A 14,844-nucleotide genomic window follows, 5' to 3' on the forward strand; every position below is an offset into this window, starting at 1 on the left:
GCCCCCTGCAACAATTCCTTCTATACACAACCGGCACCGGCGGTCATTTGCAGCGCCGGCAGGCAGGCTCGTTAGGCGGTTGCGAATTGGCTGTTATAGAGCTGTGCATAGTAACCGCCCTGCCGCAGCAGCTGGTCGTGGGTGCCGCTCTCCACAATGTCGCCGTCCTTCATGAACAGAATCAGGTCGGACTCCCGTATGGTGGACAGCCGGTGGGCGATCACGAAGCTGGTGCGTCCGTCCATCATGCGGAGGAACGCCTTTTGGATAACGATCTCGGTCCGGGTATCGATGCTGCTGGTTGCCTCATCGAGAATCAGCATCGGGGGATCGGCCAGCATGACGCGTGCGATGGTCAGAAGCTGCTTCTGCCCTTGCGACAGGCTCTCGCCGGAACCGCCGATGACGGTGTTATATCTGTCTGGCAAACGCTTGATGAAGCCGTGCGCGTTCGCGGCCTTCGCCGCGGCAACTACCTCTTCGTCCGTCGCGTCCGTCTTGCCGTAGGCGATATTATCCCTCACGCTGCCTCCGAACAGCCATGTATCCTGAAGCACCATACCAAAGCCGCGTCTAAGACTGTCCCGGGTCATCTCCCGAATGTCCGTCCCGTCGATCAGGATGCTTCCCTTATCTATATCATAGAACCGCATCAGCAGATTGACGAGCGTCGTCTTGCCGGCGCCTGTCTGTCCAACAATCGCAACCCGGGTTCCCGGGTTCACCGTCAGGCTGAAATCCTTGATCAATGGACGCTGCGGATCGTAAGCGAAGCCGACCCGGTCGAAGACGATCGTCCCCTGCTTCGGCTCCCGGTGCAGCGCGTCCGCCGCATCCGGAGATTCCGGCTCCAGATCCAGTATGGCAAATATCCGCTGCGCGGAGGCGGTCGCCGACTGAAGCTGCGTCAATACGCCCGTAATTTCATTGAAGGGCTTGGCGAACAGATTGGAGTATATCAGAAAGCCCGTCAGATCGCCCACACTGAGCCGGCCCGCGATGATGACAAGGCTGCCGATAATGGCGATCACAGAGAAAGTAATATTATTTACCAGCCGGGTAGTCGGTCCGGACAGAGAGCCGTAGAACTGGGACTTGACACCGGCCTCGTACAGCTCGTCATTCAGCCGCTCGAAGCGTTCATAGGTCTGGCCTTCATAATGAAAAGCCTGCACGATCTTTTGCCCGCCGACGATCTCCTCCACATAACCGTTGAGACCGCCAAGCACTTTGGCCTGATCCCGGAAGAGCTGCTGGGACCGGGTTGTAATGAACTTCGCCATATAGTAAGAAGCCGGAGCAGACAGCAGCACGACCAGCGTCATCAGCGGACTGATATACAGCATCAGAATCACTGCGCCGGCGATGGTCACAATGCCGGTGATCAAGGTCTGGAAGCCCTGAAGCAGTCCGTCCGAGACGGCATCCATGTCGTTCACGAACCGGCTGATCAAGTCGCCTTGGGGATGATTGTCGTGAAATTTCAGCGGCAGGACGTTCAGCTTGTCGAACAGCTCGGTGCGCAGACCGTTCACCGTCTCGTAGGCAATCCGGTTCGTGAGATAGGTCAGCAGCCAGCCAAGCAGCGAGCCGGCCGCATAGATAGCAGCCAGCGCGCCGATTATCGCCAGGAGCGAATGAAAGTCCACCTTCCCTGGACCGACCATATGATCGACGGCCCGCGAAATAAGAAGCGGACCTACAAGACTGGCGACGACGCTGAGTACGGCGCATAGCGCAGCCAGGACGGCCTGCGCCCGAAACCGGGCCGTATATGAGATGATTCTCTTCCAAGTCTGTGTTCCGTTCATCTTGCCGCCTCCTCTCCGGTCAGCTGGGAATTGCAAATTTCACGGTATACCTCGCAGCTGCCGAGCAGTTCTTCATGCCGGCCCATACCGGCGATAGCCCCGTCGTCGAAGACGATAATTCGGTCAGCCTGCATAACGGTGCTGACCCGCTGGGAGACGACAAGCGTCGTCTTCCCCATCCGGCTCTCCTTCAGCGCCTGCCGCAGTGCCGCGTCCGTAGCGAAATCCAGAGCGCTTGAGGAATCGTCCAGAATCAGAATGTCCGGATTCCCGGCCACCGCCCTGGCGATTGTCAGCCGCTGCTTCTGTCCGCCGGACAGGTTCAGCCCGCCTCTAGCAACCGGGGTATCCATCCCTTCCGGAAGCTTGGAGATGAATTCCTCCGCCTGGGCGATGGAAGCAGCCTTCCGTATCTCCTCCTCAGTGGCGTCGGTCTTGCCCCAGCGGATGTTGTCGGCGATGCTTCCCGTGAAGAGCACGGCTCTTTGAGGCACGATGCCGACATGCTCCCGGAGACGCTGAAGCGGATAATCCTTCACATTGACTCCGTTCACCCGGACTTCACCCGAATATGCCTCATAGAAACGCGGGATCAGCTGAATGAATGTCGATTTGCCGGAGCCGGTGCCTCCGATCAGGCCAATCGTCTCTCCCTGCCGGATCGTGAGCGAAATGTCATTGAGCGCAAGCTCGCTTCCTCTGCTGTACCCGAACGATACGCGGTCAAATTCGATGGCCGGAACGGAAGATGCAGAAGATGCCGCGTCGTCCGGAAGGCCGGAGCCGGCGGGCTTCGCCTGACCGTTCTCCGGCGGGTCCGCGATGGAGCTGACCGTGGAGAGAACCTCGTTCACCCGGGCAAGCGAGGAATTCGCCTTCGTAAAAATAATGACCAGATTCGAAACGACGATTAGCGCGAGCAGGATCTGGGTGACATAATTAATGAATGCGATAATTTCGCCCTGGGACAGCCGTCCGGCGTCGATATGCAGGCCGCCCACCCACAGAATGGCGAGAATGGCGGCATTGACCACAAGCGAGGTCAACGGACTGAGCAGCGCCGAAATGCGCCCGACCCGCAGCGCCGTAGCCATCACCTCATCCGAGGATTCGGCGAACCGTGCCCGCTCCTTCGCCCGTTTGGCGAATGCCCGAATGACCCGGATGCCGGAGAAGTTCTCGCTGAGCACCTGCGCAATCCGGTCCAGCCTTTGCTGATAGAGCCGGTACAGCGGAGAAGAACGCGAAATGATCCAGTAAATGAGCACGCCGAATACCGGCGCCGCAGCCAGCAGGATCAGCGACAGCCGCAGATCGAGAAACATCGCCATAATGATGGCACCGATGACGATGAATGGCGCACGGATGACGAGCCGGATGAGCATCGCGACCGCAAGCTGCAGCTGGTTAACGTCGCTTGTAACGCGGTTGATCAGGGACGGTGTCCCGAATCGGTCCAGATCGGCGTAAGACAGCGAGGAAATATGCTTGAACATGGCGTTCCGCAGCCGGGTCCCGAAGCCCTGAGACGCCCGGGAGGCCGAGTATTGACACACCATGGAGCAGGCGAAGCCGAGTATGGACATCACCAGCATAAGGCCGCCCATCCGGTACACATAGGCCGAATCATGACCGCCGATTCCCTTGTTGACGATCAGCGCGACGATCGTCGGCAGCAGAAGCTCCAGGATCGCTTCGAACAGCTTGAAGATCGGCCCGATAATCAGCTGCTTGCGATAAGGTTTTAGATAAATCGAAATTTTATTCATTGCCAGCACTCCACCCATTGGATTCTCACATCAACACCGTTATGATTATGACATATCCGAATCCATATTAATAATATTGGATTCGTATTTGTTCCATACTTTTTTCATATCTAAAATTCCAAGGGATGCGAGATTACATGGATCTGAGACAGCTTAAGTATTTCCTGACGATCGCGGAGGAAGGACAGATCACCTCCGCAGCGCGCAAGCTGCAGATGGCACAGCCTCCCCTGAGCCAGCAGTTGAAGCAGCTCGAGGAGGAGCTAGGGGTGCAGCTTGTCCAGCGGGGTCCCCGCAGCATCCGGCTGACCGACGCCGGGGTTATGCTGAGGGACCGGGCAAGACAGATTCTCGAGCTGGCCGACCGGACGGCCAGGGAGCTAGGCGAGCATGTCAAGGGCATGACGGGAACACTCTCGATCGGCACGGTGTCATCGTCCGGCTCGGCGCTTTTTCAGGACCGGCTCAGCGAATTTCATCGCGCCTATGAGGGTGTGAAATTTGACATTCACGAGGGAAACACCTTCAAAATTCTCGACCTGCTGAATCGGGGCATCGTGGAAATCGGGATTATCCGCACCCCCTTCCACGCTTCCAGTCTGGAGTGCCGGTACGCCCAATCCGAGCCGATGATCGCTGTCATGACCCGCGAGCTTGCGTTCGCAGACGGTCGTGCTTCCATTGAGTTTGGCGAACTGAAGGACCGACCGCTGATCATTTACCGCCGCTTCGAGCAGCTGATTACGGACGCCTGCCTGGAGAACGGCTTCGAGCCCAACATCTTCTGTATGAACGACGATGCCCGGACAACACTGACCTGGGCCGGGTCGGGCCTTGGCATCGGAATTGTCCCGAGATCCGCTTTTGGGCTTGTAAGCCGGGACAATCTGCTCTATAAAGAAATTAACAGCGATTCGCTGCGAACCCGGATTGCCGCCGTGCGGATGAAAGGAAGATACAGCTCGGCGCTGGCCGACCATTTCTTCGAAGGGTTCGGCGAGCACAAAGATCCTGGATAAATCCGTTGATCAGGAGGGATTGCGCATGGTTCCATTCATCATGCTGATTGCATCTTTCTTGCTGCTCCGTCTCTTGGGACTGCTCGGTCTGGATTACATGAACGAATGGCAGCATCCGCTGCAGATCGCCTGTGCACTCATGCTGATCACGGGCGCCTCCGCTCACTTCGGACGGCGGCGGGCCGATCTCGTAGCGATGGTGCCGCCCTCTCTATACAAGCCCGGTTTCTTGGTTACGCTCACCGGCTGGCTCGAAATTCTGGGCGCCGCCGGCCTGCTGATTTCGCCGGTTGCCCAGACCGCCTCCTGGTGCCTGGCTATTCTGCTGATCGCCATGTTCCCGGCCAACGTGCACGCATCCCGGATGGGGCTGAGCATCGGCGGACGGCCGGTCCCGGCTTTTGAGATCCGCCTGCTCATTCAGTTCCTGTTCATTGCCGCTATCCTTATGGCGGGATGGCCGGAGCGGTGAGCGACTCGGGACGAGGCTTGAGCTCCGGGAACGGGCGTCCATGCCTGCTACAGGGAAGTGGCCAGCCTCGGATCAGGCTGGCCCCTCATACGTTTCTCTAACCACGCCCAATAGCCGGGATACAAGTACAAGATTTGTTTACAAGCTTACATATGGGGGGCCTTCCCGACGCCGCCCCGGCTTCGTCCATTGTTGCGGCGGATACGGTTGTGCTAAATTAAGGAAAGCGAAACGACACTCATTACTTTCAAGAGGACAGGTGAATACATTGCAGAAATACGGATTCTCCAGAGTGGCCGCCGCATCGCCCGAGCTGCGGGTGGCCGACTGTGTGTTTAATGCCGGGAAGATCAAGGAAGCGATCGATCTGGCCCGCCAGAGCCAGGTGGAATATCTGGTGCTGCCCGAACTGAGCATAACGGGCTATACATGCGCGGATTTGTTCATGCAGCGCCGACTGCTGGATTCCGCACTGGATGCGCTGCGGGACATCGCGGCCCATACGGCCGGACATAACATGATCGTCATTGCAGGTCTGCCGATCGATATCCGGGGCCGGCTCTTCAACTGCGCCGCCGTGCTCCAGAACGGAAGCATTCTCGGAATTGTGCCCAAGACCTGCATTCCGGGCTACAGCGAATTCTATGAGCCTCGCTGGTTCGCGGGCTCTGAAGAACTGGAGTCGAAGACGATCAAGCTTGACGGAGCGGAGATTCCGGTCGGCGCCGACCTGATGTTCGTATGCGAAGGCAGCAGCAATCTCGTCTTCGGCGTGGAGATTTGCGAGGACCTGTGGGTTCCCATACCGCCGAGCAGCCGGCTCGCCCAGGCGGGCGCGGTGCTGCTGTTCAATCCATCGGCCAGCAACGAACTGGTTGGCAAGGCTGATTATCGGCGCCAACTCGTTTCGAGCCAATCCGCTTCCTGCGTAGCCGGCTATGTATACGCCGGCTCCAATACGGGCGAATCCACGACGGATGTCGTATTCGGCGGACATTCGATCATCGCCGAGAACGGCGTAACGCTTGCGGAATCGGAGCGGTTCACACATGAGACCCGGCTGACCTGCGCCGATATCGACATTCCGAGAATCCAGTATTCCCGGATGGTGATGGGAACCTTCCGTGCCGGCAAAGGAGCGGGCGATTACCGCGAAATCGCCTACGCCAATCCGGTCCCTTCGGACGCAGAAGACCGGGAACTTGCCCGCAAGCTGGTCACCAATCCGTTCGTGCCGGGCAACCCGCTGCAGCGGGACGAGCGCTGTCAGGAGATTATGTCCATTCAGACCTCCGGCCTGATGAAACGCATCCGCCACATCGGCACGAAGCAGGCGGTCATCGGCATCTCCGGCGGTCTCGACTCCACGCTGGCGCTGCTCGTGGCCGTGCGGTCCATGCAGCTGCTCGGCCGACCGGCGAGCGATGTGCTGGCCGTGACGATGCCCGGCTTCGGCACGACGAACCGCACCTACGACAACGCCGTCGGCTTGATCAAAGCGCTTGGCGCAACCATGATGGTCGTGGATATCAAGGCGGCCTGTCTCCAGCATTTTGAGGACATCGGCCATGACAAGGACGTTCACGACCTGACTTATGAAAATGTCCAGGCCAGAGAGCGCACGCAAATTCTGATGGATCTCGCCAACAAGAACGGCGGCATCGTCATCGGTACGGGCGATCTGTCCGAGTTGGCGCTTGGCTGGTGCACCTATAACGGCGACCATATGTCGATGTACGGCGTCAACTCGGGGATTCCGAAGACGCTTATTAAATACGTCGTCCAGTGGTATGCCGATCACGAAGCGGATGAGACCGCGCAGAAATATCTGCATGACATCATCGCGACCGGAATCAGCCCTGAGCTTCTGCCGCCTTCGCCGACCGGCGAGATCGCGCAGCTGACGGAGAATATTCTCGGCCCATACGATGTGCATGATTTCTACCTGTATTACATGCTTCGTACAGGAGCGCCGCCGGCCAAAATTCTGTATCTGGCCGAGCACGCCTTCAAGGGCATTTTCACCAGAGAACAGCTGGTGCAGTGGATTCGCGTCTTCTACGGACGCTTCTTCTCCCAGCAGTTCAAGCGCTCCTGCCTCCCCGACGGCCCGAAGGTCGGTACGGTCAGCCTGTCGCCGCGCGGAGACTGGCGCATGCCAAGCGACGCCTCAGCCGCTCTGTGGCTGAAGGAGATTGAAGATCTGTAAACGAAGCAAGCCGGCCCCTTCATCAGCGGGTCGGCTTCGTTTTTTCCATTGTATGGATCATTTCATTTATCCGCGTATATGCGCATGTACGGGGTACTCCCGTTATGGCAGCACATTGCCCGCCGCACGGAAAATTTCATACCATTCCTCACGGGTCAACGAGATTTCGGCCGCTGCGCAGCAGTCCTTCAGCCGTTCCAGATTCATGGTGCCGATTACCGGCTGCATCTTCGCCGGATGACGGAGCAGCCAGGCGATGGCAATCGTCGTTGGCGTAACCTCATATTTGGCGGCTACGGTATCAATGGCCTTATTCAGCTCAGGGAATTTATCGCTGCCGAGGAACGCGCCTTCGAAGAAGCCATATTGGAATGGAGACCAGGGCTGGACCGTGATGTCATGCAGTCTGCAGTAATCGAGAATGCTGCCATCGCGGTCAATGGCGGCTTCATTTTCCATATTGACGTTAAAACCGTTCGAGATCATCTTAGCGTTGGTGATGCTGAGCTGAAGCTGGTTCGCCACCAGCGGCTGCTTCACGTATTTTTTCAGCAGCTCGATCTGCATGGGCTTCTGGTTGGATACGCCGAAATGACGGACCTTGCCCGACTGCTCCAGCTGATCGAATGCCTCAGCCACCTCTTCCGGCTCCACTAATGCGTCCGGACGATGCAGCAGCAGAATGTCCAGATAGTCGGTCTTCAGCCGTTTCAGAATGCCGTCCACCGATTCCAGGATATGCTCCTTGGAGAAATCGAACATGCCCTTGCGGATGCCGCATTTGGACTGAAGAATGACGCTCTCACGCACCGCGCTGTTCATACCAATCGCGTCCGCGAAGATTTCCTCGCATTCACCCGCTCCGTAAATGTCGGCATGATCAAAGAAGTTGGCTCCCTCTTCCATGGCGGTCTTCACAAAGGTTTCGGCACCAGCCTTGTCCAGGGAGTTAATGCGCATACACCCTACAGCAACGACTGGGACTTCGAGACTGCTGGTTCCAAGCTTGATTGTTCTCATGTACGCAAAATCCTCCTTAGCCTGTATTCATTAACTCGTCTATTGTTGCACACCGGGACGGGCTTTTTCAAGCATCCGCTTACATACTGCCCTCTCTTCCATACTCCAGGACAGATTCGGCCGTTTGCCGTGCAAACATTCAGCCAACGTTCAGTCCATTTTAAGTAAAATATAAGGTCTGTCCACTAATATAAACACAACAAACAGTTCCCCCATGCCATGATATCCCGCTCTCACGCAGGGCCGGACCCGGTCCGGATGTTCCTCTTCTCCCTCTGCGGGGGAGCTTTATTATGCAACTTTCGAATCATCCGCCTTCCCTTATGAACCCCATCCCTGCTCAGCATTTGATTTACGACAAATTCCAACTATTGACTTGCAATCTGTGGAGATGGTAATCTTTTAGCCATAAAAAGAGCTTCGAGGAGATTTCCATTTTGAAAAAAGCGACCATGAAAGATATTGCGCTCAAGGCCAACGTCTCCGTTGCAACGGTCAGTTATGTGCTGAACAATGTGAACAACCAGACGATTCCCCAGAAGACCCGGCTTCAAATTCTTCAAATTGCGAAAGAGCTGCACTACATCCCCAATTTGGCAGCCCGCTCGCTGGTCAATCAGAAGACGGGCCTGATCGGTATTCTGGTCAATGAGACGACCGATATGCCGATTTGGAAGCGTTACGCGCATTCTTCCTTCATCCAGTCGCTGGAGCGGCGCTTAACCCGCGCGGGATATCATGCGCTGCTGTACTCGCTGGATGCCGACCGGCCTTCGCTTGATATTATTCTGGAACGGAAGCTGGAAGCCGCTTTTCTGGTTGATGTTCGCGAAGAATATTTCTATGCGATTTCCGGACATTTTGTGGAGGGCGTTCCCCTGATCCTGATCGACAGCCTTATCGATGACAAGCTGTTCAAGCAGGTCGTCTATGATTACAGCACGGCCTTTCAGCAGCTTCTGCCGGTGAACGCTTCGAAGACTTGTCTGATTACGGAGTCCTTTAACAATGCCGGACTGAACCGCTATATCAAGGGCAGCGCTTCTCTCCCTGATGAAGCCGTCTTTGCGGTTCGCAATCCGGAAGAACTCGACTCGCTCTTGAGTGCTGCGAAATACCGCCAGGCTATCGTCGTTAACGAATTCATCGCGGCATATGTAGAGAAGTCGGGGGCATTCGAGGAAATGGCAGCTGTGTGCACATGCGGGTGCCGGGAACTGCTGGGAGACGGGATTCGCACATACGAATTCCGGGAAGACAAAGCGCAGGCGGCATTCGAGCTCATGAGCTCTCTGCTGAATGATCCGTCAAGCGGCGCAAAGGAAAAAAACCGAATTTTTATCGGCTAATTTTTTTTAAGCATTCACTTAAACGATTAAGTTATGGAGGAAGATGATGATGAACGAACCTGTACTCAGCCAATCACAGCCAGCGAAAGGCGGGCCCCATTCAGCCCTATGGCGCAACCGCCGGTTTTTGCTCCTGTTGGGGTCCTTTGCCGTATCGATTTTCGGCAGCACGTTTCACAGCATTGCTCTGAATTTATGGGTGCTGCAGACGACAGGGAGCGCCACGATGATGGCCGTTATCACAGTGTCCAATCTGCTGTTAAGCTCATTTCTGGGATCGATAGCCGGCACATTCGCCGACCGTTGGAACCGGAGGACCATTATGCTGGTCTCGGATCTGATGAGCGCCTGTATCGTACTTGGGCTGGCCTTCGCCATTTCCCAGCGCGGCATACCCTTTATCGTGGTGGTAATCATGTCGTGTCTCGCCACGGTGTGCTCCCTGTTCCAATCCCCCGCCTACCAGTCGTCCATTGTCAGTGTCGTCGGGAAGGAGCATGTCCAGAAAGCCGTTGGAATCTTAAATTTGTCGGAAAATATTTGCCGTACGATCGGCTTCTCGGCCGGCGGCGTCTTCGTAACAGCCTTCGGCGCGCCGGATGCGTTCCTCTTTAACGGGGCTACCTTTGTGATCTCATTTCTCCTCATTCTCGGCGTCGGGGCGATTCCCTTGTCTGCCAGGGTGAACACTCCGTCCCGGGAAGAGAGAAAGTTCTTTCAGGATCTGGCGGACGGGGTGCGCTACATTTGGAGATTCCCCTTTGCCCGTTCGGTCGTCATCATGCTGCCTGTTCTGACACTGCTGTTCATGCCGTCGATGATGCTGACACAGGTCATGGCGGTCAAGGTCTGGCATGCCAGTCCCTCACAATTCGGCCTGATGGAAGCCTCCATCCCGCTTGGCTACATGATCGGCTCAGGTATGATTCTCCTGCTGGGATCGAGAATGAGAAGACGGGGACTGCTGGTTATGACAGGACTTACAATTCTCGGTCCCCTGTATGTTCTGCTGTCCATGAGCAGCAGCGCGATCGCTGCAATCCCTGTCATTCTCCTGATCGGATTCGTGTTCTCGCTCTGCACGATGCTCATCAATATCATTCTGAGACTGGAAGTGTCGGAAGAGCTTCAGGGCCGGGTCTTCGGTGTGCTCAGTTCCGTCATGAGCGTTGCTCCATCAGTGGGACTGACTGCTATCTCCTATCTGTCCGACCAGTTCGCTCCCGGTCCCGTCATGGGTGTGATCGGATTGCTGCTGCTGTTGTTCGCCCTCGTCTCCTGGCAGGGATTCAAGGTCATTCGCGACTATCGCTAACAGGAGGCTGACGGGGCGCTGGCGGACGGAGCTGCGGATAATGAACGTTTCGAGGATGTCTGGAAACGCTCCGGACTCTGAGGATGTCTGGGACGCTCCATGGATGCCCAGGAGATTCTCAGGGGATGTCTGAGGATGTCCGGGACGTTCCATGGATGCCCAGGAGATTCTCAGGGGTTGCTCTGAGGATGCTCCGAACAGACTCCGGCGGTCCCGATTACTCGAAGATTCCCATGCTCAGGTAACGCTCGCCCGAATCCGGGGCGATGCAGAGCACACGCTTCCCTGCGCCCAGTCTTGCCGCTTCCTTCAAGGCTGTCCATACGGCCGCCCCGCCCGACGGACCGATCAGAATGCCTTCGTGGGCAGCCATAGCCCGGACCGTATTCAGCGCGTCTTCATCAGCCACCTGAACAATCTCGTCGTAAACCTTCGTATTGAGTATGGCCGGAATGAAGCCCGGGCTCGTGCCCACCAGCTTGTGCGGCCCCGGTTCTCCGCCGGAGAGCACCGGCGAGCCCTGCGGCTCGACGACCAGAACCCGCAGGTCCGGCAGATGCTCCCGGAGCGTCTCGCCCGTACCGGTAATCGTGCCGCCGGTTCCGGAAGTCGCAACAAAGGAATCGAGGCGGCCCTCCATCTGCTCCAGAATCTCCACCGCCGTTGTTGTGCGGTGGATGTCGGGATTGGCTTTATTCTCGAACTGCTGCGGAATGAAGCTGCCCTCGATCCGGCCTCCCAGCTCGACTGCCTTGGCAATCGCCCCAGGCATCCGCTCCGCGGCAGGAGTAAGCACAACCTCTGCTCCATAAGCCTTGAGCAGATTGATCCGCTCCTTCGTCATATTATCGGGCATAACCATGATCGCCCGGTATCCCTTGGCTGCCGCGTTCATGGCAAGGCCGATCCCCGTGTTGCCGCTCGTAGGCTCAATAATCGTACCGCCCGGCTTCAGCAGACCGTCCTTCTCCGCTTGAAGAATCAGATTGAATGCTGCCCGGTCCTTGACGCTGCCGCTCGGATTGAAGCGTTCGAGCTTCACGTACACCTCCGCGTCATTCGGCCCTGTCATGCGATTCAGCCGGACAACCGGCGTATCTCCAATGAGTTCCGTAATATGGTTGACAACCTTTGCTCTCATACCTGACTGCATAATAAACCTCCTTCAAGCTCTCTTCACGGAGATCATTGTACTTCGCCGGAGCGCCGCTGTCGAATTTCATGATGATAAGCCTCTGGCTGATCCGGAAAAGCCATGCCCGGCAGATTGTGATGTGTGCGTGAAAAAGGAGACCTTCACGGTCTCCCGAACTGCTACACCGCCATGCCATATGCCGTCATGCTGTCCGTCTGCCGACAGCCGTGCGGACCATCGTACTGTCCGTCATGCAAGCCGCTGCCCTTAAGCCGACAGCGCCGGCTGTTCCCCTGCTCCTTCTCCCGCCTGCACAGCCGAATCCTGCTCTTGGGAGGAATCCGAAGACGCCTCATCTCCCGCGTGGAACCGCTGCACCAGCACCTCCAGCCCTGTCGCCAGGTTGCTAAGGGCGCCCGCGGAAGACGCGATCTGCTGGATCGCAGCTCGCTGTTCGCGGGAGGCTTCGGACACGGTATTCGTGCTTGCGGCCGTCTCCTCGGAAATTTGTGTTACCATCGCAATCGATTTAACCGTCTCGTCGGTTGCGGCGGTGATCTCCTGCACAGCGGCAGACACTTCCTGAATCTGCCCGGCCAGGGAATCCACGGAGAGGCGGATATCGCCGAAGGACCGCCCGGCCTTGCCCAGAATGTCAACACCCTTGCGCACCTCCTCCGTGCTTCCGCCCATGACACGGACGGCTTCATCGGCTTCGGATTGAATCTCCTTCGCAAGGGCTGCGATCAGCCCGGCCGACTCGTCGGACTGCTCCGCCAGCTTCCGCACCTGGTCTGCAACGACGGCGAAGCCTCGGCCCTGCTCGCCGGCTCTTGCCGCCTCGATTGCCGCATTCAGCGCAAGCATCTGCGTCTGGGAGGCTATCCCCCGGATCGCCCCTACCATGCTGGCGATTTCCTTGGACCGGCTGACGAAGCCGGAGACGCGGCCGTCCAGGGAATGGATCGAATCATGGATCAGATTCATCTGGCGCATGGCGCTCTGTATGGACGCGTCGCCGGCGCTGGCGGACTCCGCCGATTGAATGGACGCCCCGGAAATATCCTGGACGCTCTCGGCAATCTGTCCGATGCCGTCCGAAATTTCCACCAGCGTTGTCATATTCGTCTTCAGGCGGCTCATCTGCTGCTCCGTGCCTTCGGCGACCCCGCTAATGATGCCCGAAATGCGCTCGGTCGCCCGAGCCGTCAAGCCGCTGTCGCCGTTAAGTTGAACGGACGAGGATGCAAGCTGTGCGGCGGACTCCTTCACCTCCCGGATCATGCCTCCCAGGTTCTCGGTCATCTTGTTAAAATGTCCGGCCAGCTCGCCGGCTTCATCCCGGCTCTTCACCGTAATCCGGCGGGTCAGATCGGCCCCGCCCTCGGCGATTTCCTTCAGCTGAGACGTCACGGCCCGAATCGGCTTCACAATGCGCGAAGCCAGCAGCAGCGCGATAACGGCAGCCAGCAGAATGGACAATCCGGTCAGTCCCAAGCTTATCATCATCGCGGTGCCGCGATGTGCGCCCGCCTCCTGCTGCTCGCTTGCGATTTCCTTGGACAGCATGCTCTGGAATTCCGTCTGGGAGCTTACAACCGAATCCAGCGACAAATTAATGAAAATCCGCTGTCCTTCCGGAAAATTCCCTTCACCCGCCAGCGCAAAAGCTTTTTTCAGTCCTGTCAGGTATGTATTCCAGTTCTCCTCCAGGCTTTGAATACCGGCCAGTTCCGCTGCAGACAAATTCATGGTCTTGAGCTCGGCGATGGTCTGTGTAATGGTTGGGAGCTCCGCTTCATATGCCGCGAGATACCCCTTGCGGTCTTCATCCGTATTGCTCATGACATAACGCGCTCCCGCCTCGTCCGCCTGACGGATTTGATCCGTCAGCTTCTGCACGGTGGACAGCTTGTTCCAGTTGCGGTTGGCCTGATCCGTCAGCATCGTCACCTTATTTTGAAAGAACATATTGCCGACGATTGCCAACAGGAAGACTACGATCACCGCAGCGAATCCGAAAAGGATTTTGAACCGGATACTTCTAAACATCATTCATCCCGCCTTTACATAATTGTGTAGGGTTGGTGTTGTACGGTTGCCCCTGACTCGTTAACAGCTCCAGAAAAATATCGACAATGACCGGATCAAACTGCGTTCCTCTTCCCTCAATCAGCTGATTCGCCGCATATTGCCGGTCATGTGGCTTCGTCCGGTACACCCTCTCCGAAACCATGGCGTCGAAGGAGTCGGCCACCGCTATGATGCGGGCAGACAAGGGAATTTCCTGCCCTTTTAATCCATAGGGATATCCGGCTCCGTCGTACCGTTCATGATGATGCAGAATAATGTCCAGTACACCCTCGCGCACAAATTCCGGAAACCTGCTTGCCAGCTCATAGCCCTTAGCCGGATGCTGCTTGATCAGCTCGAATTCCTCCGGTTCCAGACTGGAAGGTTTATTCAGTATGTATTCGGGCACCGACAGTTTCCCGATATCGTGCAGCAGGCCGCCTATGTATAGATCGCTCCTCTCGTCCAGCGGCAGCTCCAATTCCTTACCAATATCGACGGCGTATCGGCTTGTCCGCTCCGAATGCCCGGCATATTGGCCGTTCCACGAATCCAACAGTTTTAGCAGCATTTCCATCAGCTTCACACCTTTGATTAGCACTTTTTACCTAATGCTTATATCCTAAATGACTGTTCTTAAATTAGTCTGAAATCCTCCTGAAAGTTTGCTTA

Annotated in this window: 11 protein-coding genes; 5 read left to right on the plus strand and 6 right to left on the minus strand. The window is 56.8% G+C overall.

The features are described from left to right. Window positions 1-71 precede the first annotated feature (71 nt). The gene (locus tag KIH86_RS01605) at window positions 72-1,811 is read right to left on the minus strand and encodes an ABC transporter ATP-binding protein (RefSeq protein ID WP_223084065.1); all 1,740 of its coding nucleotides are present in this window, start codon (window positions 1,809-1,811) and stop codon (window positions 72-74) included. Next, on the minus strand, window positions 1,808-3,580 hold the full coding sequence (locus tag KIH86_RS01610; protein ID WP_223084066.1) for an ABC transporter ATP-binding protein: 1,773 nt from the start codon (window positions 3,578-3,580) through the stop codon (window positions 1,808-1,810). Before KIH86_RS01610 ends, KIH86_RS01605 begins: the two co-directional genes overlap by 4 nt. A gap of 137 nt (window positions 3,581-3,717) precedes the next feature. Here KIH86_RS01610 and KIH86_RS01615 point away from each other — a divergent pair, with 137 nt between their 5' ends. The 3 genes from KIH86_RS01615 (at window position 3,718) to KIH86_RS01625 (ending at window position 7,280) form a co-directional block, all read left to right on the plus strand. Further along, complete coding sequence (locus KIH86_RS01615; protein WP_223084067.1) at window positions 3,718-4,599, plus strand: LysR family transcriptional regulator; 882 nt, start codon at window positions 3,718-3,720, stop codon at window positions 4,597-4,599. Between the two features lie 25 nt (window positions 4,600-4,624). After that, entirely contained in the window at window positions 4,625-5,071 is a 447-nt protein-coding gene (locus KIH86_RS01620) for a DoxX family protein (RefSeq protein WP_223084068.1), read from the plus strand. Between the two features lie 259 nt (window positions 5,072-5,330). Further along, a complete protein-coding gene (locus KIH86_RS01625; protein WP_235775215.1) occupies window positions 5,331-7,280 on the plus strand; it encodes an NAD(+) synthase in 1,950 nt (649 codons plus the stop codon). 102 nt (window positions 7,281-7,382) lie between these two features. On the opposite strand, the gene KIH86_RS01630 is transcribed toward KIH86_RS01625, so the two are convergent. Further along, complete coding sequence (locus KIH86_RS01630) at window positions 7,383-8,300, minus strand: aldo/keto reductase (RefSeq protein ID WP_223084069.1); 918 nt, start codon at window positions 8,298-8,300, stop codon at window positions 7,383-7,385. Between the two features lie 437 nt (window positions 8,301-8,737). Between KIH86_RS01630 and KIH86_RS01635 the strand changes: the two genes are divergently transcribed. Together KIH86_RS01635 and KIH86_RS01640 are read left to right on the plus strand one after the other, a co-directional pair. Further along, window positions 8,738-9,649, plus strand: coding sequence for a LacI family DNA-binding transcriptional regulator (locus KIH86_RS01635; RefSeq protein WP_223084070.1), 912 nt, complete (start codon window positions 8,738-8,740; stop codon window positions 9,647-9,649). Between the two features lie 49 nt (window positions 9,650-9,698). Then, window positions 9,699-10,964: an MFS transporter gene (locus tag KIH86_RS01640; protein WP_223084071.1), complete on the plus strand. Its 1,266-nt coding sequence runs from the start codon at window positions 9,699-9,701 to the stop codon at window positions 10,962-10,964. 217 nt (window positions 10,965-11,181) lie between these two features. Here the strand turns inward: KIH86_RS01640 and cysK are convergent, their stop codons facing one another. The 3 genes from cysK to KIH86_RS01655 form a co-directional block, all read right to left on the minus strand. Then, window positions 11,182-12,105 (minus strand): cysteine synthase A, encoded by a 924-nt coding sequence (gene cysK, locus KIH86_RS01645; protein WP_223084186.1) that lies wholly within the window; start codon window positions 12,103-12,105, stop codon window positions 11,182-11,184. A gap of 261 nt (window positions 12,106-12,366) precedes the next feature. Then, entirely contained in the window at window positions 12,367-14,151 is a 1,785-nt protein-coding gene (locus KIH86_RS01650; protein ID WP_223110274.1) for a methyl-accepting chemotaxis protein, read from the minus strand. Continuing rightward, window positions 14,144-14,749 (minus strand): HD-GYP domain-containing protein, encoded by a 606-nt coding sequence (locus tag KIH86_RS01655; RefSeq protein ID WP_223084073.1) that lies wholly within the window; start codon window positions 14,747-14,749, stop codon window positions 14,144-14,146. The genes KIH86_RS01650 and KIH86_RS01655 overlap by 8 nt, the downstream gene beginning before the upstream one ends. Window positions 14,750-14,844 lie beyond the last annotated feature (95 nt).

The sequence above is a fragment of the Paenibacillus sinensis genome, assembly GCF_019904155.1.
GTDB classification, from domain to species: domain Bacteria; phylum Bacillota; class Bacilli; order Paenibacillales; family Paenibacillaceae; genus Paenibacillus_AQ; species Paenibacillus_AQ sinensis.

What these genes read in the sequence shown, in the direction of transcription:
- KIH86_RS01605 (WP_223084065.1), bottom strand. Translation starts at nt 1,811, where the DNA reads ATGAACGGAACACAGACTTGGAAGAGAATCATCTCATATACGGCCCGG.
- KIH86_RS01610 (WP_223084066.1), bottom strand. Translation starts at nt 3,580, where the DNA reads ATGAATAAAATTTCGATTTATCTAAAACCTTATCGCAAGCAGCTGATT.
- KIH86_RS01615 (WP_223084067.1), top strand. Translation starts at nt 3,718, where the DNA reads ATGGATCTGAGACAGCTTAAGTATTTCCTGACGATCGCGGAGGAAGGA.
- KIH86_RS01620 (WP_223084068.1), top strand. Translation starts at nt 4,625, where the DNA reads ATGGTTCCATTCATCATGCTGATTGCATCTTTCTTGCTGCTCCGTCTC.
- KIH86_RS01630 (WP_223084069.1), bottom strand. Translation starts at nt 8,300, where the DNA reads ATGAGAACAATCAAGCTTGGAACCAGCAGTCTCGAAGTCCCAGTCGTT.
- KIH86_RS01640 (WP_223084071.1), top strand. Translation starts at nt 9,699, where the DNA reads ATGAACGAACCTGTACTCAGCCAATCACAGCCAGCGAAAGGCGGGCCC.
- cysK (WP_223084186.1), bottom strand. Translation starts at nt 12,105, where the DNA reads ATGAGAGCAAAGGTTGTCAACCATATTACGGAACTCATTGGAGATACG.
- KIH86_RS01650 (WP_223110274.1), bottom strand. Translation starts at nt 14,151, where the DNA reads ATGTTTAGAAGTATCCGGTTCAAAATCCTTTTCGGATTCGCTGCGGTG.
- KIH86_RS01655 (WP_223084073.1), bottom strand. Translation starts at nt 14,749, where the DNA reads ATGGAAATGCTGCTAAAACTGTTGGATTCGTGGAACGGCCAATATGCC.